At 74.4% G+C, this 21159-nt stretch carries 20 protein-coding genes and 2 riboswitches; of the genes, 11 read left to right on the top strand and 9 right to left on the bottom strand.

Annotated elements, in window-relative coordinates:
- Window positions 1-62 precede the first annotated feature (62 nt).
- Together B446_RS12075 and B446_RS12080 are read left to right on the top strand one after the other, a co-directional pair.
- The gene (locus B446_RS12075) at window positions 63-899 is read left to right on the top strand and encodes a DUF5336 domain-containing protein (protein WP_043475391.1); all 837 of its coding nucleotides are present in this window, start codon (window positions 63-65) and stop codon (window positions 897-899) included.
- Between the two features lie 117 nt (window positions 900-1016).
- The gene (locus tag B446_RS12080; protein WP_020939723.1) at window positions 1017-2027 is read left to right on the top strand and encodes an LLM class F420-dependent oxidoreductase; all 1011 of its coding nucleotides are present in this window, start codon (window positions 1017-1019) and stop codon (window positions 2025-2027) included.
- On the opposite strand, the gene B446_RS12085 is transcribed toward B446_RS12080, so the two are convergent.
- Window positions 2024-2590, bottom strand: coding sequence for a hypothetical protein (locus B446_RS12085; RefSeq protein WP_020939724.1), 567 nt, complete (start codon window positions 2588-2590; stop codon window positions 2024-2026). The two genes, B446_RS12080 and B446_RS12085, sit on opposite strands and share 4 nt — an antisense overlap.
- Window positions 2591-2729: 139 nt before the next feature.
- Here B446_RS12085 and B446_RS12090 point away from each other — a divergent pair, with 139 nt between their 5' ends.
- Window positions 2730-3020, top strand: a complete 291-nt coding sequence (locus B446_RS12090; protein ID WP_020939725.1) for a hypothetical protein — start codon at window positions 2730-2732, stop codon at window positions 3018-3020.
- 46 nt (window positions 3021-3066) lie between these two features.
- On the opposite strand, the gene B446_RS12095 is transcribed toward B446_RS12090, so the two are convergent.
- From B446_RS12095 to B446_RS12105, 3 genes are read right to left on the bottom strand one after another with little or no spacing between them, the layout of a single operon-like run.
- A complete protein-coding gene (locus B446_RS12095) occupies window positions 3067-4137 on the bottom strand; it encodes a prenyltransferase/squalene oxidase repeat-containing protein (RefSeq protein ID WP_020939726.1) in 1071 nt (356 codons plus the stop codon).
- The gene (locus tag B446_RS12100; protein WP_020939727.1) at window positions 4134-4886 is read right to left on the bottom strand and encodes a class I SAM-dependent methyltransferase; all 753 of its coding nucleotides are present in this window, start codon (window positions 4884-4886) and stop codon (window positions 4134-4136) included. Before B446_RS12100 ends, B446_RS12095 begins: the two co-directional genes overlap by 4 nt.
- Window positions 4880-6292: a glycosyltransferase family 4 protein gene (locus tag B446_RS12105; RefSeq protein ID WP_020939728.1), complete on the bottom strand. Its 1413-nt coding sequence runs from the start codon at window positions 6290-6292 to the stop codon at window positions 4880-4882. Before B446_RS12105 ends, B446_RS12100 begins: the two co-directional genes overlap by 7 nt.
- 220 nt (window positions 6293-6512) lie before the next feature.
- Here B446_RS12105 and B446_RS12110 point away from each other — a divergent pair, with 220 nt between their 5' ends.
- On the top strand, window positions 6513-7160 hold the full coding sequence (locus B446_RS12110; protein WP_020939729.1) for a TetR family transcriptional regulator: 648 nt from the start codon (window positions 6513-6515) through the stop codon (window positions 7158-7160).
- 84 nt (window positions 7161-7244) lie between these two features.
- Window positions 7245-7421: riboswitch (TPP riboswitch) on the bottom strand.
- Between the two features lie 75 nt (window positions 7422-7496).
- Here the strand turns inward: B446_RS12110 and B446_RS12115 are convergent.
- Together B446_RS12115 and B446_RS12120 are read right to left on the bottom strand one after the other, a co-directional pair.
- The gene (locus tag B446_RS12115; protein WP_020939730.1) at window positions 7497-7730 is read right to left on the bottom strand and encodes a ferredoxin; all 234 of its coding nucleotides are present in this window, start codon (window positions 7728-7730) and stop codon (window positions 7497-7499) included.
- A 2-nt stretch (window positions 7731-7732) separates the two neighbouring features.
- Window positions 7733-9184: an aldehyde dehydrogenase gene (locus tag B446_RS12120; RefSeq protein ID WP_020939731.1), complete on the bottom strand. Its 1452-nt coding sequence runs from the start codon at window positions 9182-9184 to the stop codon at window positions 7733-7735.
- A 224-nt stretch (window positions 9185-9408) separates the two neighbouring features.
- Here B446_RS12120 and B446_RS12125 point away from each other — a divergent pair, with 224 nt between their 5' ends.
- The gene (locus B446_RS12125) at window positions 9409-10437 is read left to right on the top strand and encodes an MBL fold metallo-hydrolase (protein ID WP_020939732.1); all 1029 of its coding nucleotides are present in this window, start codon (window positions 9409-9411) and stop codon (window positions 10435-10437) included.
- A 50-nt stretch (window positions 10438-10487) separates the two neighbouring features.
- On the opposite strand, the gene B446_RS12130 is transcribed toward B446_RS12125, so the two are convergent.
- The 3 genes from B446_RS12130 to B446_RS12140 form a co-directional block, all read right to left on the bottom strand.
- Complete coding sequence (locus tag B446_RS12130; RefSeq protein ID WP_020939733.1) at window positions 10488-11744, bottom strand: MAB_1171c family putative transporter; 1257 nt, start codon at window positions 11742-11744, stop codon at window positions 10488-10490.
- A complete protein-coding gene (locus B446_RS12135) occupies window positions 11744-12343 on the bottom strand; it encodes a hypothetical protein (RefSeq protein ID WP_234967482.1) in 600 nt (199 codons plus the stop codon). The genes B446_RS12130 and B446_RS12135 overlap by 1 nt, the downstream gene beginning before the upstream one ends.
- Window positions 12344-12609: 266 nt before the next feature.
- Window positions 12610-13239, bottom strand: a complete 630-nt coding sequence (locus B446_RS12140) for a transcriptional regulator (RefSeq protein ID WP_020939735.1) — start codon at window positions 13237-13239, stop codon at window positions 12610-12612.
- A 250-nt stretch (window positions 13240-13489) separates the two neighbouring features.
- On the opposite strand from B446_RS12140, the gene B446_RS40750 reads away from it, so the two are divergent.
- From B446_RS40750 to B446_RS12170, 6 genes are all read left to right on the top strand, one after another.
- On the top strand, window positions 13490-14533 hold the full coding sequence (locus B446_RS40750; RefSeq protein ID WP_020939736.1) for a carboxylase: 1044 nt from the start codon (window positions 13490-13492) through the stop codon (window positions 14531-14533).
- Window positions 14534-14952: 419 nt separating this feature from the next.
- A riboswitch (cobalamin riboswitch) is annotated at window positions 14953-15024 on the top strand.
- A gap of 129 nt (window positions 15025-15153) precedes the next feature.
- A complete protein-coding gene (locus B446_RS12150) occupies window positions 15154-16386 on the top strand; it encodes a prenyltransferase/squalene oxidase repeat-containing protein (protein ID WP_020939737.1) in 1233 nt (410 codons plus the stop codon).
- Window positions 16383-17051, top strand: a complete 669-nt coding sequence (locus tag B446_RS12155) for an SCO2322 family protein (RefSeq protein WP_020939738.1) — start codon at window positions 16383-16385, stop codon at window positions 17049-17051. The genes B446_RS12150 and B446_RS12155 overlap by 4 nt, the downstream gene beginning before the upstream one ends.
- Window positions 17044-18225 carry a hypothetical protein gene (locus B446_RS12160; protein WP_020939739.1) on the top strand — a complete coding sequence of 394 codons (1182 nt, stop codon included), beginning with the start codon at window positions 17044-17046 and terminating at the stop codon, window positions 18223-18225. The genes B446_RS12155 and B446_RS12160 overlap by 8 nt, the downstream gene beginning before the upstream one ends.
- Entirely contained in the window at window positions 18222-19925 is a 1704-nt protein-coding gene (locus B446_RS12165; RefSeq protein WP_020939740.1) for an ABC transporter ATP-binding protein, read from the top strand. The genes B446_RS12160 and B446_RS12165 overlap by 4 nt, the downstream gene beginning before the upstream one ends.
- Window positions 19922-20899, top strand: a complete 978-nt coding sequence (locus tag B446_RS12170; protein ID WP_020939741.1) for an ECF transporter S component — start codon at window positions 19922-19924, stop codon at window positions 20897-20899. The genes B446_RS12165 and B446_RS12170 overlap by 4 nt, the downstream gene beginning before the upstream one ends.
- Window positions 20900-21159 lie beyond the last annotated feature (260 nt).

Genomic DNA, 21159 nt, shown 5'->3' on the forward strand with positions numbered 1-21159 from the left:
ACAGGCCGATCTTGCGGACGATAGTGTCTACCGACGTCGAGACGACCTACGAAGGACCTGAAGTGAATATCCGCTCCCTCACTAGAGGCGACGGCGTGGTGATCGGAGCAGCGGTGTTGCTGTTCATCGCGTCGTTCCTCGACAACTACTCGTACGACGGGGCGCCGGACGGCCTCGACCTGCCGAACCTGTGGGCGAGCGGACCCGTCCTGCTCAGCGTCGTCCTGGCGGGGATCATCGGCGCGGCGCTGATCGTCGTCGCCCGTGCCCTGCCGGAGCCGCGCAAGGTCGCGGGTCTCGACCTCGGGCAGTTCGGTGTCGCCTTCGCGGTGTTCGCCGCGTGGAGCGCGCTGGGCAACATCATCGACCCGGCGGGTGGCGCGAACAACTTCTCCGGCGCCACCAGCAACGGCCCGAGCGCGGGCACGGGCCTGATCATCGCCCTCATCGCCACCCTCGTCATGGCCGGTGCCGCCATCGCGACGCCCCTCGTGCCGGCCCTGCAGGCCGGTCTGGTCCCGGCTCCCAAGCCGGCCGCCCCGCAGCCCTACGGCGCCCAGCCGCCCGGTGGTTACGGTTACCCGGGCGCGCAGCCGCAGCCGGGTCAGCCGTACGGCGCGCAGCCGCAGCCGGGCCAGCCGTTCGGGCAGCAGCCGGCGCCCCAGCAGGCCGCCGCCCCGGCGCCGCAGCAGGGCGGCGGGGACTTCTCGCCGTTCTGGTTCGCCGTGCCGGTCGCCCGGCCGCTGTTCGCCGAGGACGGCGCGCCGAACCCGATCGCCGAACTGGCGCCGGGCACCTGGTACCTGGCGGTCGAGCAGCGGGGCGGTGCGCTGGTGGCGCAGACGCAGGACGGCCGCCGCGGTGTGCTCCAGGACACCTCCGGGATCCAGCGCGGCTGACGCCGAGCGCCCCGCGCCCGTACGTGCGCGCACGGCCCCTCGCCCTTCCGGGCGGGGGGCCGTTGCCGTACAGTCGCCTCCCGGCACATCGCTGACGGTTCGTCAGGAGGCAGGCGCATGCGGCTCGGTCTCGCTCTCGGCTACTGGGGCCGCGGCCCGGACGCCGGTCATGTGCCGCTCGCCCGCGAGGCGGAGCGGCTCGGCTACCACTCGGTGTGGACGGCCGAGTCCTGGGGTTCGGACTGCTTCACCGCCCTGACCTGGATCGCCGCGCGGACCTCGACGATCCGGCTGGGCACGGCGGTCGCCCAGATGGCGGCCCGTTCGCCGACCGCGACCGCCATGCACGCGCTCACCCTGGACCACCTCTCCGGCGGGCGGGTGCTGCTGGGGCTCGGCCTGTCCGGACCGCAGGTGGTGGAGGGCTGGTACGGCCGCCCGTTCCCGAAGTCGCCGCTGACCGCGACCCGGGAGTACGTGGACGTGGTGCGCCAGGTGCTGCGGCGCGAGGCGCCGGTGGTGTCCGACGGGCGGTTCCATCCGCTGCCGTACCGGGGCCCGGACGGCACCGGTCTGGGCAGGCCGCTCAAGCCGATCACCCACCCGCTCCGCGGCGACCTGCCCGTGCTGCTCGGCGCGGAGGGCCCGAAGAACGTCGCGCAGACGGTCCGGATCGCCGACGGCTGGCTGCCGTTGTACTGGTCGCCGAGCCGGCCCGAGGTGTACGGGGAGGCGGTGCGCGAGCTGCCCGAGGGTTTCACGGTGGCGCCGATGGCCCGGGTGAAGGTGTGCGACGACGTGGCCGAGGGCCTGCTCCCGGTGAAGGCCATGCTCGGCTTCTACGTCGGCGGGATGGGGCACGCGGCCCGCAACTTCCACGCCGACCTCATGGCCCGCATGGGGTACGAGGAGCAGGCCCGGCGGATCCAGGAGCTGTTCCTCGCCGGGCGCCGGGAGGAGGCCGTGCTGGCCGTGCCGGACGCGTTCGCCGACGAGATCTCACTGGTCGGCCCACGGCAACGCATCGCCGAGCGGCTGGAGTTGTGGCGCAAGGGCCCGGTGACGGACCTGCTGGCCCTGTCACCGGACCCGCACACCCTGAGGGTGCTGGCGGAGCTGAACTCCTAGCCGGCGGACAGCTGGGACGAGGAGGGCACCTGGTCCTTCACCGGGGCGCCGGCGCTCTTGCCGGCGTCCTTGACCTTGTTGATGATGTCGTCGAAGGTGCCGGCCGCGTCCGCGTCGCCGCCGCGCAGCTTGGCCGGCAGGCTCTTGAGCCCCTCGATTCCCGCGGTGAGCGGGGCGAGGGCCTTGGCGAGGTGCGGGTCGCCCTGGGCGTTGCGCTGGGCGGCCTTGAGCCGGTTGTAGACGAAGGCGCCGGCCAGGCCGGCCTTCACCAGGGACACCTTGCGCCCCTGGGCGCCCTTCTTGAACTTGCCGGCCTTCCAGGGTTTGACGATCCACTGGTACGTCGCGCCCGCCGCGAGGCCCGCGTTGGCCACGAAGCGGGTCTTGGCGAACTTCTGCCGCTCGGCCGACGTGGTCGGGCTGGGCGTGGCCGCGTCGACGGCCGCGACGTCCGCGGTGTCCTTCGTCCTGGTCTTCTCGCTGTTTCCACAGGCGGTGGAGCCGGCCAGCAGCGCGCAGCACAGGGTGAGCGCCACGCACAGGCGCCGTATCGGTACGGGCACGGGGTCCTCCGGACAATGTCTCCCCGAGCGGCTGTTTCCTCCGGCAGCCTCCCCCGGAGGGCGGACGCGCGCCACCCAGGGGACGCCGTCGGGGTGGCCGGCCTTGTTTCGCGGGCCCGGAAGCGGCAATCCGAAGGGCATGTCTGGATATCGCAACGGAGCGAATCAGGCCGGGAGGGTCGTCGCCGTCGTCGCCGACATCATGGCCTTCATCCTCGGCCTGTGGATTCTGATGTACCTGCTGGACGCCAACCGGGCCAACAGCCTGGTGCAGTTCGTCCATGACGCAGCCGCCTGGCTGGCCGGCTGGTCCCACGACCTCTTCACGTTCAACGAGGCCTGGGCCCGGGTGGTCGCCGGATACGGCCTCGCCGCCGTGGTGTACCTGTTCGTGGGGCACGCCATCGCCAACCGCATGCACCGGCACTGACGTCCGGTACCCGGACCCCGGCGCCTGCCGCCCGGGGCGACAGGCCCTAGTCGCAGCAGTCGGGGTCCAGGCCGGACGGCAGGTGCTCCCCGCCGAAGACCGCGCAGGTCGCGTCGTGGCCGCCGAGGGCGGCGACGGCGAGCAGCAGGGAGCCCGCCGTCCACGTCGTGAGTTCCTGCGGCCAGACGGCACCGTCGTCGAAGACGTAGCCCGTCCAGTACAGGCCCGTCGCCGGGTCGCGCAGGTGCTGGATGGACTGGAGGATCTCCAGGGAGCGGTCGGACTCGCCCATGGCCCACAGGGCCAGGGCGAGTTCGCTGGACTCGCCGCCGGTCACCCACGGGTTGGGGACGACGCAGCGCACGCCGAGCCCGGGGACGACGAAGCGGTCCCAGTCCGCCTCGATGCGGGACTTGGCCTCCGCTCCGGTCAGCGCGCCGCCGAGGACCGGGTAGTACCAGTCCATCGAGTAGCGGTCCTTGTCCAGGAAACGCTCGGGGTGGCGGCGGATCGCGTGGCGCAGCGCGCCGACCGCCAACTCCCAGTCCGGCTGCGGTTCTTCGCGCTCCTCGGCGATGGCGAGGGCGCAGCGCAGCGCGTGGTGGACGGAGGAGCTGCCGGTGAGCAGCGCGTCGTCGGCGGGTGTGCCGTCGTCGTCGCGGCGCCAGCCGATCTGGCCGCCGGGCTGCTGCAGCCGCAGCACCCACTCCATGGCCGCCTGGACGGTGGGCCACATGCGGTCCAGGAACGTGTCGTCGCCGGTGGACAGGTAGTGGTGCCAGACGCCCACCGCTATGTAGGCGACGAAGTTGGACTCGCGGGCGCGGTCGGTGACGTCGTCGTGGGCGCCGTCGGCGTAGGCGGCGTACCAGGAGCCGTCGGGGTTCTGGTGGGTGGCGAGCCAGGTGTAGGCCCGTTCGGCCGCCTCGTGCTCGCCGGCCGCGTCCAGGGCCATGGCCGCCTCGGTGTGGTCCCACGGGTCGAGGTGGTGGCCGCGGAACCAGGGGATGGCGCCGTCCTCCCGCTGCACGGCGAGGATGCCGTGGACGGTCGCGGCGGCCTGCTCGGCGGTGAGGACCCCGGGCAGGACCAGGTGTTCCGTCCGGGGTGTCGTCACTTGGCGGCCGCCCCGTCGGTGTCGGCGAGGCGGGGCAGGTGGGGCTTGGTCGCGTAGACCACGAAGCTCTTGCCGATGAGCGGGTTGAGCGCCTGTTCGGCGACCCGGGTGGCCAGCGGCTTCTTCATGATGTCCCAGACCAGCAGCTTGTGGTACGCGCGGACGGGCAGCGCCTTGTCGTTGTCGACGCCGAACGCGCACTTGAGCCACCAGTACGGCGCGTGCAGGGCGTGCGCGTGGTGGCTGCCGTACGGCTTGAGGCCGGCCTCGCGGATCTTGCCGACGAGCTCGTCCGCCTTGTAGATGCGGATGTGGCCGCCCTCGACCTCGTGGTAGGCGTCGGACAGCGCCCAGCAGACCTTCTCGGGGCCGTAGCGGGGCACGGTGACGGCGATGCGGCCGCCCGGCTTGAGGACGCGCACCATCTCGGCGAGGACGCCCTTGTCGTCGGGGATGTGCTCCATGACCTCGGAGATGATGACGACGTCGAAGGACTCGTCGGGGAAGGGCAGGGCGAGGGCGTCGCCCTCCATCGCGGTCGCGGTCGCTCCGGCCGGGGCCTCGCCCGCCTCCGCCATGGCCGCGAACCACTTGGCGACCTCGCGGATCTCCTCGGCGTTCTGGTCGAGCGCCACGACCTGCGCGCCGCGCCGGTAGCACTCGAAGGCGTGCCGTCCGGCGCCGCAGCCGAGGTCCAGGACGCGGTCGCCCGGGGCGAGCGGGAACCGGGAGAAGTCGACGGTCAGCACGTGGCCCTGCTTTCGCTCTCGGAGGTGTCGCGGTCGGAGGCGGGTGGTTCCGCGGCTACGGCCGCCTGCGCGACGGGCGGGCGCGCGGGAACGGCCGGGGTGCCCGGGTGACGGGCGATGGCGTCACGGTAGCGGGCCACGGTCCCCTCGGCGGCACGGGCCCAGGTGAACCGGTCCAGGACGCGGGCCCGGCCGGCGGCGCCGAGCCGGGCGCGCAGCTGCGGGTCGCCGAGCAGCCGGCCGAGGCCGGCGGCGAGCGCGCCGGGGTCGCCGGGCGGTACGGCCAGGCAGGTCTCGCCGTCGCGGCCGGCGACCTCGGGGATGGCTCCGCCGGTGGTGGCGACCAGCGGGGTGCCGGTGGCCATGGCCTCGGCCGCGGGCAGCGAGAAGCCCTCGTAGAGCGAGGGCACGCAGGCGACCTCGGCCGAGCGGACCAGGTCGACCAGCTCGGCGTCGGAGATGCCCTTGACGAACTCGACGGCGCCTTCGAGGCCGTAGCGCTCGACGGCCTGGGCTACCGGGCCCTCGATGGGGCGCTTGCCGACGACGACGAGGTGGGCGGCGGGGTGTTCGGTGCGCACCTTGGCGAGGGCCTCGACGAGGAAGACCAGGCCCTTGAGGGGCACGTCGGCGCTCGACGTGGTGACGATGCGGCCGGGAACCTCGGGGACGGCCGGATCCGGCGCGAACAGGTCGGTGTCGGCGCCGATGTGGACGACGTGGACGCGGTCGTCGCGGACGCCGAGGTGGTCCACGATCTCCTGGCGGGAGCTGCCGGAGACGGTGAGCACCGAGGGCAGGCGGCGGGCGACGCGCTTCTGCATGCGGGTGAAGGCGTACCAGCGGCGCACGGACAGCCTGCGCCCGCGGCCCTCGGCGGCGTCCAGCTCCAACTGCCGGTCGACGGTGATGGGATGGTGGATGGTGGTGACCAGGGGGGCGCCGATGTCGCCGAGCAGGCCGTAGCCGAGCGTCTGGTTGTCGTGGACGACGTCGAACTCGCCCGCACGGGCGCGCAGATGGCGGCGGGCGCGCAGGGAGAACGTCAGGGGTTCGGGGAAGCCGCCGGTCCACATGGTGGCGACCTCGACGGCGTCGATCCAGTCCCGGTACTCGTCCCGCTTCGGGGTGCGGAAGGGGTCGGGCTGCCGGTAGAGGTCGAGGCTGGGCAGCTCGGTCAGGCTCAGGCCGTCGTAGCCCTCGTCGAGGACGGGGTAGGGCTGGGAGCCGATGACCTCGACGCGGTGGCCGAGGCGGGCCAGCTCGCGGGAGAGGTGCCGTACGTAGACGCCCTGGCCGCCGCAGAACGGGTTCCCTTTATAGGTGAGAAGCGCGATCCTGAGCGGTCGCTCGCCGTCCGCCGCGAGGTCCGGTCGGGGACCCGCCTGACTGGCCTCAGCGGTCACTCCGGACCCCCTTCTCCCTGCACTGTCCCGCGAGACTACGTCGGGACGCTAATCTAGAACAAGTTACAGACTTGATCGTTCAAGAGGCTCTGAATCTACCGGCAGGTAAGGGCCCTGTGAGCAGTGGATCAGGTGATTCACGCCACGGCACGGACCCCCGCCGTGCAGGATGATCACATGCCCTACCGAAGCCCTCACCGACTGTCACGGAGCGGGACCCATGCCTGCGGAATCCAAGCTGGAAGCGAGTAGCGCCCGGCCCCCTTCGGCGCCGCTGACCGAGCGCCAGGAGGCCCGTCGCCGCCGGATCCTGCACGCGAGCGCGCAGCTTGCCAGCCGGGGCGGTTTCGACGCGGTGCAGATGCGCGAGGTCGCCGAGTCCTCGCAGGTGGCCCTCGGCACGCTGTACCGCTACTTCCCGTCCAAGGTGCATCTGCTGGTCGCCACCATGCAGGACCAGCTGGAGCACATGCACGGGACGCTGCGGAAGAAGCCGCCGGCGGGCGACACGGCGGCCGAGCGGGTCGCGGAGACCCTGATGCGGGCCTTCCGCGCGCTGCAGCGCGAGCCGCACCTGGCCGACGCGATGGTCCGCGCCCTCACCTTCGCCGACCGCAGCGTCTCCCCCGAGGTCGACCAGGTCTCCCGGCAGACGACGGCGATCATCCTGGACGCGGTGGGCCTGGAGCACCCCTCCGCCGAACAGCTCTCCGCCGTCCGGGTGATCGAGCACACCTGGCACTCGGCGCTGATCACCTGGCTGTCGGGCCGCGCCTCGATCGCCCAGGTGAAGATCGACATAGAGACGGTGTGCCGCCTGATCGACCTGACGGAGCCGGGGGCGGCGGGTCCGGGGGCGGCGCGCTGACGCGGCCGTGCGGCGGCCCCCGGGCGGCCGCGTCACGGCAGCCGGCGACGGAGGGATGGCAGGGGAGCGGCCCCGGACACGGCGAGACCTACGAGACGGGTTCCCTTCGCCGGTATGGTCCGGATCAGGTGATGGGGGTCGCCATCCGGCCCGACTGCTGCCTTCTGGCCTCTCAGCCCTACCGTGACAGTCGGCACCGGCGGATGCGTGGTGCGTCGCGCCGAAGTCGGCCGTTGCGGTCGGGCTCCCTCACTCGCCTCGTAGGCTGCTCTCAGGATAAACCCGTACAGGCGTGATGGAACCGCCCAATGGGGAACTTTTTCCAGCACGGGAGCGCTACTCCTCGGGCGGGAACACCGGCTCCCCGCCGGCCGCCAGGGTGAGCGTGATCGCCTCCACCGGGCAGCCCTCGGCCGCCGCCAGCAACTGCTCGCCCGCGTCGGCGTCCGGTGCGACGGGGTGGGACTGGCGGGCCATGTCGAGGCGGAAGCCGTCCGGGGCGTGGTGGAGGCACTGGGCCGAGCCGATGCACACGGACCGGTCGACCTCGACGTGCCAGCGGTCGCCCATCCCTAGGCTCCCGCCGGCAGGTGGATCATCTTGTGCTCCAGGTACTCGCCGTACCCCTCGGGGCCGAACTCCCGGCCCAGGCCGGAGTTCTTGTAGCCGCCGAACGGGCCCAGCATGTCGAGGCTGAAGGTGTTGACGGAGTAGGTGCCGGTGCGCACCTGGCGGGCGATCTCGACGCCGTGCCCGACGTCGGCCGTCCACACACTCCCGGACAGGCCGTACTCGGAGTCGTTGGCGATCTTCACGGCCTCGGTCTCGTCGCCGTACGGGAGCAGGCAGACGACCGGGCCGAAGATCTCCTCACGGGCGATCCGCATGGAGTTGTGGACGTCGCCGAAGAGGGTGGGCTCTACGTACCAGCCCTTGTCCAGGCCCGGCGGGCGGCCGCCGCCGGTGAGGATCTTGGCGCCCTCCTCCTGGCCGATGCGGATGTAGTCGAGGTTGCGGCGCTGCTGCCGCCGGGCCACCAGCGGGCCGACCCGGGTGGCCGGGTCCAGCGGGTCGCCGACCTCGAGCGCGCCCGCGGCCTGCGCGAAGGCGTCCGCGAACTCGTCGTAGCGGGCCCGGGGGACGAGGATCCGGGTCTGGGCCACGCACGCCTGCCCGTTGTTCATCCAGGCCGCGGGGACGATCCCCGAGACGGCCGCCCCGAGGTCGGCGTCGGGCAGCACGACCGCCGCCGACTTGCCGCCCAGCTCCAGGGTGACCCGGGTGAGGTTGCGGGCGGCCACCTCCATCACCCGGCGGCCCGCCGCGACCGACCCGGTGAAGGAGACCTTGTCGATGCCGGGGTGGCCGACCAGGTACTCGCTGACCTCGCGGTCGGCGGGCAGGATCGACAGGACGCCCTCCGGCAGCCCGGCCTCGCGCGCGATCTCGCCGAGGAGATAGGCGTCCAGCGGGGACTCCGGGGACGGCTTGAGCACGACCGAGCAGCCGGCCAGCAGCGCGGGGGCGAGTTTCGCGGCCGCGACGAACTGCGGGACGTTCCAGGGGACGACTGCGGCGACCACGCCGACCGGCTCGCGCCGCACGAGGATCGGGCCGAGCACGCCGTCGCGGCGCTCCTCGTACGGGAAGTCCCGCGCGACCTTGATCGCCGAGTCCCACACCATCATCGCGCCGAGCGCCTGGGCGAGGACGCTCCATGAGTACGGGGAGCCGTTCTCCGAGGAGATCATCCGGGCGATCTCCTCGTGCCGGGCGGCGATCCCGTCCTTGATCCGGGTGACGACCCCGGTCCGCTCCTCCAGTGAGGCACGCGGCCAGTCCCCCTCGTCGAAGGCGCGGCGGGCGACGGCAACGGCGCGGTCGACGTCCTCGCGCGAGGCGTGCGGCACCCGGCCGATGACCTCCTCGGTGTGCGGCGAGACCACCTCGATGACGTCCTTGCCGACGGGATCGGCCAACTCCCCGCCGATGTACAGCTGTCCGTGCTCCACGAGCTCCGCCATGGCCGACCGCCTCCCGACGCACCGCCTGTATCTGACGCTGTATCAGAAACTGATACCAGTTCCCGTCGCGGGAGACCAGACGTCAGAAGTCGAGCCGGCACTCGAACACCTTGACCCCGGGCATCGCCCCGGCTGCCGGGCAGGAGGAACACCTGACGGGCCATCAGTTCTGTTTATAGTGGGCGAGGGTCATGGACTGCGGGCGGTGGGGCGGAGGTCCGGCGATGGCGGAGGCGTTCGATCACGGCGGAGGTGTGCGGTCCGTCCGGGTGCCGATCCCGGACAATCCGCTCGGCCACACGCTGGTGTACGTCGTGGACACCGACCGGGGGCCGGTCCTGGTGGACACGGGCTGGGACGATCCGGCCGCCTGGGACGCGCTCACGGCCGGGCTGACGGCCTGCGGGACGTCCGTCGGCGAGGTGGCCGGCGTCGTCGTCACGCATCACCATCCGGACCACCACGGCCTGTCGGGGCAGGTCCGCGAGGTCTCCGGGGCGTGGGTGGCGATGCACGCGGCGGACGCGGCGATCGTGCGCAGGGCCCGCGAGACGCGGCCCGGGCGCTGGTACGCGTACATGGCGGCCAAGCTGACGGCGGCCGGGGCGCCCGAGGAGCACGTCGCCCCGTTGCGCGCGGCCCGGGGCCGCCGGACCCTGCCCGGCCTCTCCCCCGCGCTGCCCGACCGCGAGATCGTCCCCGGCGAACTCCTCGACCTGCCGGGCCGCCGGCTGCGCGCGATCTGGACCCCGGGCCACACGCCCGGCCACGTGTGTCTGCACCTGGAGGAGGAGCACCCCGCCCATCTCCCCGGCCGGGGAAGGCTGTTCAGCGGCGACCACCTGCTGCCGGAGATCACCCCGCACATCGGCCTGTACGAGGACCCCGACGACGCCACGGTCACCGATCCGCTCGGTGACTACCTGGACTCCCTGGAGCGGGTGGGGCGGCTCGCACCGGCCGAGGTGCTCCCCGCCCACCAGCACGTCTTCGCCGACGCCTCCGGCCGGGTACGGGAGTTGCTCGCGCACCACGAGGAACGCCTCACCGGCCTGCTCGCCCTCCTCCGCGAACCGCTCACCCCCTGGCAGCTGGCCGAGCGCATGGAGTGGAACCGCCCCTGGTCCCAGATCCCCTACGGGTCACGCACCATCGCGGTCTCCGAGGCCGAGGCCCATCTGCGCCGCCTGGTGAAACTGGGGCGGGCGGAGCCGGTGACGGGGAGCGAGCCGGTGGCGTACGTGGCGGCGTGAGGGGATCACCGTCAGGAAGGGGTGCCTGCCTGCTGGACGGCGTGCGCAGGTCAGGCACCCGTGGTGAGACCTTCTGCGGCGACCGCCTCCCGGCGGAGCGTGTCGACGATCGACGAGTGGACCCGCAGGGCGTGCGCGATGCACTCCAGCTCACCGTCGGACACATCCGCGAGGCCCCGCGCGGGCGCGACCGGATCGACGGACACGGGGTGGGGGCCGAGGCCCGGCACCGTGTCGGGTGCCCCGGGCCGCTCGGGAACCGGCAGGCGGAGCGCTTCCGCCGCGGTCAGGATGTCCACCGCCGCCGCGATGCCGCGGGCGGCCGTGTCGGGGTGGCCGGCCGCGGTCGCCGCGCGGTGGGTGCGGTCGCGGCGGGACCGGCTGAGGTGGGGGCTGAGTCTGAGCAGGCCGTCGTTGATGGTGGCCCGGCGCAACTCCAGGCGCAGGGCGGCACCGCTGACCCGGCCGGTCGCCGGGGCGGCGGGGGGCGTGACGGTGAGCATCACCTGCCACAGGGGCCTGAGCCGCCGGTGGGTGCGGACCAGGCGCCGGCGCTCCTCGACGACCGGTCCGGCCTGGCCGGCGATGAAGCCGACGGCGACCAGTCCCGCCTCGGCGATGGCGAACGGCGGGGCCGCGCAGGTCGACAGCCAGTCCCAGTCCCGCCCGTCGAACCGGGCGCCGATCGCGACGAGTTTGACGATGCCGAAGACGAGCCCGAGCGCGTACGCGACCCGGAGGAAGACCACGGCCCGGCGGAGCCAGGTGTCCTCGACCTCCTTGAACCAGGCCCACAGGATGCCCGCCGCGACCAGCGCCGAGGCCAGGTGCGCCACCAGGTACAGCAGCGTGAACTCCCGCATCCAAGGCGTGTCGGCGTAGTACGTGTCGAGGTCCCGCAGCCGCTCGACGTGGTGGTCGCCGAGCAGGAAGGTCGTCCACAGGCCGAGGATGATGGCGCCGTAGACCAGCCAGACCGTGCGGGTGCGCCGGCGGCGGACCGCGGACGGCGGCTCGCGCCAGGTGATGATCAGCCACAGACAGGCCCCGCAGTAGACGGTGAGCAGCGAGTACACCCACAGACCGGCGAAGTTGGGGATCCCGGTGATCCGGTTGATGCGGTGCAGGTTGGCCGGCGGCAGCGAGGCGAAGACGACCGTGCCGATCGCCAGCAGCAGGGCGGTGGCCCGCAGGATCGGGTCCTGCCAGGCCCGCCGCAGCAGCGGCAGCTTGATCAGGAAGGCCACCGCGAGCAGCGCGGCGGGGACGGCGTAGGCGGCGAACGAGCCGCACGGGTCCCAGCGCATCACGGCCCGCCGATGTTGCCCAGTGAGGACGACAGGCGGCCGGTGAGGGTGTCCTGGGTGGTCCGCCCGGCGGCCGCGCCCGGGCCGACGACCCGGCGGAACTTGGCCGCGAGCCGCAGCCCGCACTCCTCGGCCTCCCACTCCGCCTCGGCCGCCGCCGTCGTGGGCGACCGGGCGGCCAGGGCGACCACCCGCGCCCAGGGGACGTCCTCGTCGGCGCGGGCCAGCAGCCGGCGCGCGGCCGCGGGGATCCCGGCCGGTTGGTGGACGTCCAGCGTCCGGAAGTGGATGTGGCCGATCTCGTGCCCCGCGATGACGAACTTGTGCTCGTCCGGGGCGCGTTCCTCGACCACGACGACGTACGCGTCGTCCAGGGCGAAGGTGGCCCCGGAGATGTCGAGACCCGGCGGGAAGCCGACGAACTTCAGCCGGACCGGGCGGTCGAGCTGCGGACCGAGCGTGGCGCAGACCGCGTGCAGGAACGCCTCCGGCCGGACGGGCGGGGTGAGGGTCCGGGCGGTGTCGCGGACGAGCCGGTCGAGGAACCGCTTCGGCGACCTCACGGGTCTGCGGGATCTCGGCGATCTGTCGGGGCGCATGCGTCGTCCTTGCGGTCGTCGTCCTTGCGGTCGAGGTCGGCGGGCGTGCGGGCGTGCGGGGTGCGGTGCGCGGCTGTGCGGGCCTGCGGTGCGCGGGTGTGCAGCCGTGCGGGCGTGCGGGTGCGCGGGCGTGCGGGTGCGCGGCTGTGCGCGGCTGTGCGCGCGAACCATAGGACCAGAAGCACGGGAATGGCATGTTCCCCGGGCGGGAACGATCGTTTACGGCCAGTGCCGAACCGGGCACACGGCGGAGCCCTCGGCGGGTGTCACGCCCGCCCGGCACCTCGCAGGTCGGCGGGCTCCCTGACCGCCCCGCGCTCCCCTGACCGCTCCGAGGTGATGATCATCTCGGCCAGATCGGCGAGCGTGGCGAGCTGGCGGGCGTTCATCTGCGGGGCGCGGGCGGCCAGCCGCACCAGTCCGCTCTCCCGCAGCCGCAGCAGCGGGTCGGCCTCCGCCTCCAGGCTCTGCAGCACCGGCTGCAACGCCTCGCACAGCGCTTCCTGTTCGTCCGCGGTGAAGAAGCCGGCCGGCAGACCGAAGAACCGGCGCAGCCGGTCGGTGTGTTCCAGGCCCGGCATGCCGCTCTTGCGCCACTCGCTCAGCCACTGCCTGCTGGTGCCGGCGATCCGGGCCAGCTCGTCCAGCGAGTACCGCTTGCCGTCCGCCCTGCGCCGCGTCTCCCGGATGAAGTCCAGCCGCTGGCGCACTCGTTGGGACAGGCACACCTCGGGTGCCCGGCCGCCCGAGAGCAGTTCGGCGACGACGCCGACGGGGATGCCGGTGCGGTGCGAGAGGCCGGCCACGTCCAGCGCCTCCGGCAGCCGGCCTGGCCGACCGGTCAGTTCCCCGAGCCGGTCCAGCACGTCGGCCAGCGGGGCGTAGGCGTCACTCACCGAGGTCCCCCCTGGGCGCGTCGTCCGTTCCGTGGCTGAGCTCACGCGAGGCTACCCGGTCACCCGGGTGCCGACCAGACATGGCAGGGCCGACTGCCCAAAGAAGCAGCAATCGTTGACAGTTGAGGGTGCGTTGGGTGAGTATCGGGACACGGAGAGCAAGATCGACCCGCTCCGGGTGCTGCATATCGGGGGAGCAGCACCCGGGGCGTTCCTCTGTCCGCCTTCTCCCCACGAAGGTGAGGCTCCGATGCCGCAGTCCGTCCTCCTGCTCGGGACCGGCCGCCGGGCCGCGTACGACGCGTACCCGCTGGCCCGGATCGCGGCCTCCCACCCGGTGGTGCTGGTGGGCCTCGACCCGCCCGGCTGGACCCGCCCCTACCTGGCGGGCCATCTGGCGGCGGACCCGCGCGAGGAGGCCGCGGCGGCGGCGGTCGCGCGGTACGCGGCCCGGCACCGCTTCCGCGGGGTGCTGACCTGGTCGGCGGAGCATCTGGTGGGCGCCGCGCGCATCGCCGCGCGGCTGGCGCTGCCCGGCGTCCCGTACGAGACGGCCGCGGCCTGCGCCGATCCCGTCGCCCTGGCGGCGCTGCTGGCCCGTCACCGGGTGGCGCCGGCCGGTCCCGAGGACACGGAGGGGCTGCTGGTCTCGGCGGAGGCCGTGGTCCTGGACGACGAGGTGCGCATCGCCGCGCTCACCCGGACGACCCCGGGTCCGGCGCCCGCCCGGCAGCCGCTGCGGCACTCCGTGCACGCGCACGACGCCCTGCTGCACAACCCGTTCCTGCGGCAGACGGTGGAGCGGACCGTGCGCGCGCTCGGTCTCGCCCACACGGTGGCCCACGTCGGCCTGCGGCTGACCGAACGGGGTCCCCGGGTCACGGACGTCGTCCCGCATCTGCCCGGTGACCTGATCCCGCTGCTGGTGGAACGGGCCACCGGCGTCGACCTCGTACGGGCCGCCGCGGCCCTGGCCACGGGGCGCCTCCCGGACGTGACGCCGACCCGGCAGCGGGCGGCCGCGATCCAGTTCGCCTACCCGGCCACGACCGGCCTGCTGACCCACCTCCACCTGGACCCGGCCGCCCGGTACGAGCCGTGCGCCGAGCGGATGGTGCTCACCCGGCGGCCGGGAGACGCGGTCACGGCGGCCGCGCACGCCGGGCCGGCCGACCGGCTCGCGCACTGGGTGGCGGAGGGCGACGACCCGGCGCGGTGCGAGCACGCGCTGCGCGAGATGGCCCACTACCTGAGCGCGACCGTCACCCCGACGACCCAGCCGCACGCGGCCTGACGCGACCTCCGCGGTCCGGCCACCCGAAGCCCGACGCACCCGCGCATCCCCGGCGACCGCGCGAAACGTGACGCATCCCCACACCTCCAGCCGCCGCACGAAACCTGACGCATCCCACACCTCCAGCCGCCGCACGAAACCTGACGCATCCCACACCTCCGGCCGCCGCACGAAGCCCGACGCATCCCCACACCTCCGGCCGCCGTGCAGAGCCTGACGCACCTCCACGCTCCCGACCACGGGCCGCCCGACACACCTCCGCACCCCCGACCGCACGCCGCCCGACACACCTCCGCACCCCCGACCGCCACCCCTCCACACCGGGTGACCCCGGTCACGGTGGCCCTGTGCCCACAGCCACCTCTCAGGCCCGGTTCGGCGGCCGGTAAAGTGGCGGCGTCGTCATCACACCCGTACGGGGGGAAGCCGGTGCAATTCCGGCGCTGACCCGCAACCGTGAACCGCCCCCCGGGCGGTGAGCCGGACTGCCCCGGGCGGGACGTTGACCGGCTCGCGTGCGCGACGGCCCGTCGCGCACGGCACCGTCGAGGTTCACGGAGCCGAGCCGCCCGGGGTGGTCCCGCGCGCTGCCGGTTCCCGCAGAGAGGCAGTCGCCGACCATGAACGTCCGCCGCAGTGCCGCGGCTCTCGCCGCCCTGGGTGTGCTGGCCGCAGCCGCGCCCGCCACGGCCGCCGATTCGTCCCCGTCCGCCTCCCCGAAGGTGACCGTGCCCGCCGGCCTGTACGGCAGGACGGACCCGACGTACGACGGTGTCTGGCGCCAGTCGCTGGCGCTGCTCGCGCAGCGGACCGTCGGCTACCGCCCGGCCGCCTCGGCCGTCGACTGGCTGACCGGGCAGCAGTGCGCCGACGGCGGCTTCGCCGCCTTCCGGGCCGACACCGCCAAGCCCTGCGGCGGCAAGACCGGCGCCCAGCCCGACACCAACAGCACGGCCGCCGCCGTCCAGGCGCTGCAGGCGCTCGGCGGTCACGACACCGAGATACGCAAGGCCCTGGTCTGGCTGTCGTCCCAGCAGAACAAGGACGGCGGCTGGGGCTACACCCCCGGCTCCCCGAGCGACACCAACTCCACCGGTGTCGTCGCCGGCGCGTTCGCCGGAGCCGGCCAGGACCCCGCCAAGCTGCACCTCGGCAGCAAGAACCCCTACGACCTGCTGGCCAAGTGGTCGCTGCCGTGCGACGGCGACGCGGCCGGCGCGCTCCCCTACCAGCCGGACAAGAAGGGCAAGCTGACCGGCAACCCGGACGCGACGGCGGCCGCCGTGCTCGGCGCCCTCGGCAAGACCCTCGCGGCCGGTGCCGGCAAGGCCCCCGAGCAGGGGTACGTCTGCGCCGGCTCCGGCAAGCCGCTCACCCCCGCGCAGGTGGCGAACAACGCCTCCGCCTACCTGGCGGGCGCCATGGCCGGCGACCCGTACCTGAAGTCGGCGCTGCCCGGCGCCAAGGACCAGCCCGACTACGGCAACACCGCGGACGCCGTCGTCGCGCTCGCCGCGGACGGCTGGACCCGTCAGGCGAAGAAGCCGTACGCCTGGCTGGAGAAGAACGCGGCGAAGTGGGCGGAGCAGAGCGGCCCGGCCGCCTACGCCGAACTGGTCTTCGCCGCCCACGCGATGGGCGACGACCCGCGCCACTTCGGCGGTACGGATCTGGTGCGGGCGCTCAACGCGACGGGTCCGGCGCCGAAGGCCGGGAGCGCGGCGCACTCCGAGGCGAAGGCCGCCGAGGACGACTCGCACACGGGCGTCTGGTGGATCGTCGGCGTCGGCCTGGTCGCGGGCGTCGGCATCGGGTTCCTGCTCAGCGGCCGGAAGAAGAAGGCACGGTCGTGACCACCGTCCGCCGTGCCGCCGCCCTGCTGGCCGCCGTGCTCGTCGTGGTGGCCGGCGCGGCCCAGGCGCATGCCGCCGGGTACCGCTACTGGTCGTTCTGGGAGCGGGACGGGGCCCGGTGGACGTACGCCACCCAGGGCCCGGCGACCGCGCGCCCCGACGACGGCAGTGTGCAGGGCTTCCGGTTCGCGGTGAGCGAGGACTCCGCGGACGCGAGCCGGCCGCGCGGTGCGGCGGACTTCGCCACCATCTGCGCGGGCACCCCGGCCCGTCCGGGCCACAAGCGCGTCGCGCTGGTCCTCGACTTCGGCACCCCGGCGGACGCGCCGTCCGGTGAGACGCCGCCGGCCCGCCGCACGGCCTGCGCCCGGGTGTCCGAGGACGCCACGGCGGCCGACGCCCTGGCGGCGGCCGCGAAACCGCTGCGCTACGACGCCAACGCCCTGCTGTGCGCGATCGCCGGCTACCCGCACAAGGGCTGCGGGGAGCAGGTGTCGGCGGGGAAGGCACCGGCGGCCGGCGCCGGTACGAAGTCCGGCTCGGAGGCGAACCACGAGTCCGGTTCGCACGGCGGTCCCTCGCTGGGCCTGCCGATCGGCGCGGCGGTGGTCGCGCTGCTCGCGGGCGCGGCCGTCTGGCAGGCGCGGCGGCGCGGGAATGCGTAGCGGCGCCGGTGACCGCGCGCGGCCGGCGGCCGGTCGCGCGGTCCGCGGCACCGCCGGGGCGGCCACCGCCGCCCCGGCCGTCGCCCGGCACCGGCGCCGTGCGCCCCTGCACCCGGGGGCCTGGTGGCTCTGGTCGCTCGGCCTCGGCACGGCGGCCACCCGTACCACCAACCCCCTGCTCCTCGCGCTTCTCATGGCCGCGGCCGGCTATGTGGTGGCCACCCACCGCTCGGCCGCTCCCTGGGCCCGCTCCTACACCGCGTTCGCCAAGCTCGCGGTCGCCGTGCTCGTCGTCCGTCTCGCCTTCACGGTCGTGCTCGGCTCCCCCGTGCCCGGCTCCCACATCCTGTTCACCCTGCCCGAAGTCCCCCTGCCGCACTGGGCGCAGGGCATCAGGCTCGGCGGCCCGGTCAGCGCGGAGGCGCTGCTCTTCGCCGGGTACAACGGCCTCAAGCTCGCCGCGCTCCTCATCTGCGTGGGCGCCGCCAACGCGCTGGCCGCCCCGGCCCGGCTGCTCAAGTCGCTGCCCGGCGCCCTGTACGAGACGGGCGTGGCCGTGGTCGTCGCGCTCACCTTCGCGCCGCACCTCGTCGCCGACGTCCAGCGGCTGCGCGCCGCCCGCCGGCTGCGCGGCCGCCCGGACCGGGGCGTGCGCGGGCTGCTGCAGGTCGGCCTGCCGGTCCTGGAGGGCGCGCTGGAACGTTCCGTCGCCCTGGCCGCCGCGATGGACGCCCGCGGCTACGGCCGCACCGCCGACGTCCCCGCCCCGGTGCGCCGCACCACGACCGCGCTCACCCTCGGCGGGCTGCTCGGCGTGTGCGCGGGCACGTACGGACTGCTCACCGCCGAGGGCGGCACCTACGGGCTGCCGGTGCTGCTCGCCGGGGTCGCCGCCGCGCTCGCGGGCCTGCGCCTGGGCGGCCGCCGCGCCCCGCGCACCCGGTACCGGCCGGAGCCGTGGGGGGCGCACGCCTGGCTGGTCGCGGGCTCGGGTGCCGCCGTCGCCGCGCTGCTCACGCTCGCCTCGGTGCGCGATCCGGGCGCGCTGAACCCCGGGGTCGTGCCGCTGGCCGCCCCCACCCTGCCGCTGTGGCCGGCCGCCGCCGTCCTGCCGGCCCTGCTGCCCGCCTTCGTCGTACCCAAGGAAACCCCGGACCCCGAGGAGCCGTCGTGATCCGCTTCGAGGAGGTCGCCGTCTCGTACGAGGGCGCGGCCCGGCCGGCCGTGCGGGACGTGGACTTCGAGGTGCCCGAGGGGGAACTGGCGCTGCTGGTCGGTCCGTCCGGGGTCGGCAAGTCGACCGTGCTGGGCGCGGTCGGCGGGCTGGTCCCGCACTTCACCGGCGGCACCCTGCGCGGCCGGGTCACGGTGGCCGGCCGGGACACCCGGACCCACCGGCCGCGCGAACTCGCCGATGTGGTGGGCACGGTGGGCCAGGACCCGCTCGCGCACTTCGTGACGGACACGGTGGAGGAGGAACTCGCCTACGGCATGGAGTCGTTGGGGCTCGCCCCGGCGGTGATGCGGCGCCGGGTGGAGGAGACCCTCGACCTGCTGGGCCTGGCCGATCTGCGGGACCGTCCGATCGCCACGCTCTCCGGCGGGCAGCGCCAGCGGGTGGCGATCGGCTCGGTCCTCACGCCGCACCCGCGGGTGCTGGTGCTGGACGAGCCGACCTCGGCGCTCGACCCCGCGGCGGCGGAGGAGGTGCTGGCCGTCCTGCAGCGGCTGGTCCACGACCTCGGTACGACGGTGCTGATGGCCGAGCACCGGCTGGAGCGGGTGATCCAGTACGCCGACCGGGTCGTGCTGCTGCCCGCGCCCGGCGCGGCCCCGCTGCACGGCGACCCGGCCGAGCTGATGGCCGTCTCGCCGGTGTACCCGCCGGTGGTGGACCTGGGCCGGCTGGCCGGCTGGGCCCCGCTGCCGCTGACCGTACGGGACGCCCGGCGCCGGGCCGCCGGGCTGCGCGAGCGGCTGACCGGGAGCACCCCGCCGGCCGCCGCGGCCCCGTCTGCGGCGTCCGCCCCGGCCGCCTGCGCGTCGCCTGGGCCCCGCGCGTCCGTGCCGGCGCCCCGCCGCCGGCTGTTCCGGCGGCCCGCCGCGGGTCCCGCCGCCGCCCCGCAGGTCGCCGAGGTCCGCTCGCTGTCGGTGCGGCGGAGCCGGATCACCGCCCTGCGGGAGGTCGACCTGTCCGTGGCGCCCGGCGAGACGGTCGCGCTCATGGGCCGCAACGGCGCCGGGAAGTCCACGCTGCTCGGCTCGCTGGTCGGACTGGTCGAGCCGAGCGCGGGCACGGTCCACGTCGGCGGCGCCGTACCGCACCGCACCGCGCCGCCCGAGCTGGTGCGCCGGGTCGGACTCGTGCCGCAGGAGCCGCGCGACCTGCTCTACGCGGACACGGTGGCCGCCGAGTGCGCGGCCGCCGACCGGGACGCGGGAGCCGAGCCCGGCACCTGCCGTGCCCTGGTGTCCGGGCTGCTGCCGGACATCACCGACGACACCCATCCGCGTGACCTGTCGGAGGGGCAGCGCCTGGCGCTCGCGCTGGCGGTCGTCCTGGCCGCCCGGCCGCCCCTGCTGCTGCTCGACGAGCCGACGCGCGGTCTGGACTACGCGGCCAAGGCCCGCCTGGTCACGGTGTTGCGCGGTCTTGCCGCCGAGGGGCACGCGATCGTGCTGGCCACCCACGACGTGGAGCTGGCGGCCGAGATCGCGCACCGGGTGGTGCTGCTCGCCGACGGCGAGGTGATCGCGGACGGCCCGACGGCGGAGATCGTGGTCTCCTCGCCGTCCTTCGCCCCGCAGGTCACCAAGATCCTGGCCCCGCAGCGCTGGCTGACGGTGGCCGAGGTACGGGAGGCCCTGGCATGACGACCGCGCACACCCCGCGCCCGGACCGCACCGGCGAGGCGGGTGAGGTCCCCGGCGCCCGCGCCACCGACGGCACGCACGGCACCGGCACGGCACGCACGGGCCGGGCCCGCACGGGCCACGACGGTTCCCCCGGTCCGGCCCGCGCCGCCGTTCCCGTACGTGCCGTGCGTGCCGTACCCCTCGGCCCCCGCTCCCTGGCCGCGCTCGGGCTGGTCAGCGCGGTCGGCGTGGTGGCCTTCTGCTGGCCCTTCCTCGCTCCGCCCGGCTCGCGGATCGGCGCGCACGCCGAGGACGCCCCCTGGCTGTTCGCCGGTCTGCTGGTGCTGCTGGTCGCGGTCGTGGCGGCGACGATCTCCGAGTCCGGTCTCGGCCCGAAGGCCGTCGCGATGCTGGGGGTGCTGGCCGCGACCGGGGCGGCGCTGCGCCCGGTCGGCGCGGGCACCGCCGGGATCGAGCCCATGTTCTTCCTCATGGTGCTCAGCGGCCGGGTGCTCGGCCCCGGCTTCGGGTTCGTGCTCGGCTCGGTCACGATGTTCGCGTCCGCGCTGCTCACCGGCGGGGTCGGGCCGTGGATGCCGTTCCAGATGCTGGCCATGGGCTGGTTCACCATGGGCGCCGGACTGCTGCCCGGCCGGTCCGGGCTGCGCGGCCGCGGGGAACTGCTGCTGCTCGCGGGCTACGGCTTCGTCGCCGCCTTCGCCTACGGCACGGTCATGAACCTGGCCGGCTGGCCCTTCATGGGCGCCCTCACCTCGAACATCGCCTTCGACCCGCACGCGGCGGTCCCGGCCAACCTGGCCCGGTTCGCCGCGTACTGCCTGGCCACCTCCATGGGCTGGGACCTGGGCCGGGCGGTCTGCACGGTCCTGCTGACCGTGTTCGTCGGGCCGGCGCTGCTGCGCGCGCTGCGCCGGGCCACCCGGCGGGCCGCTTTCGAGACCGCGGTCACATTCGACGCACCCGCCCCGTGAGCGTCCGCCTGCGGACCGTGAGGCGGCCGGTGAAGCGCCCCACATGACGCAGGTCACCTACGATCCGGGGCCGTAGGGGTAAATGTCCGAAAAGCCCTTTCGGGCACCCCCTCTGACCTGGGTTTTGAGAGCCACGCCACACGGGCGGCCGGGGCCGCCGATCCGGCCACAACTAGTAAAAGGGGTCATTGCGGACACGCCTCGGGCCTGTTTGTCTGGACGACGTCGCCAGGCGCCACGAGCCCGAACGGGTCCGGGCG

The organism is Streptomyces collinus Tu 365 (assembly GCF_000444875.1).
Lineage (GTDB): Bacteria > Actinomycetota > Actinomycetes > Streptomycetales > Streptomycetaceae > Streptomyces > Streptomyces collinus_A.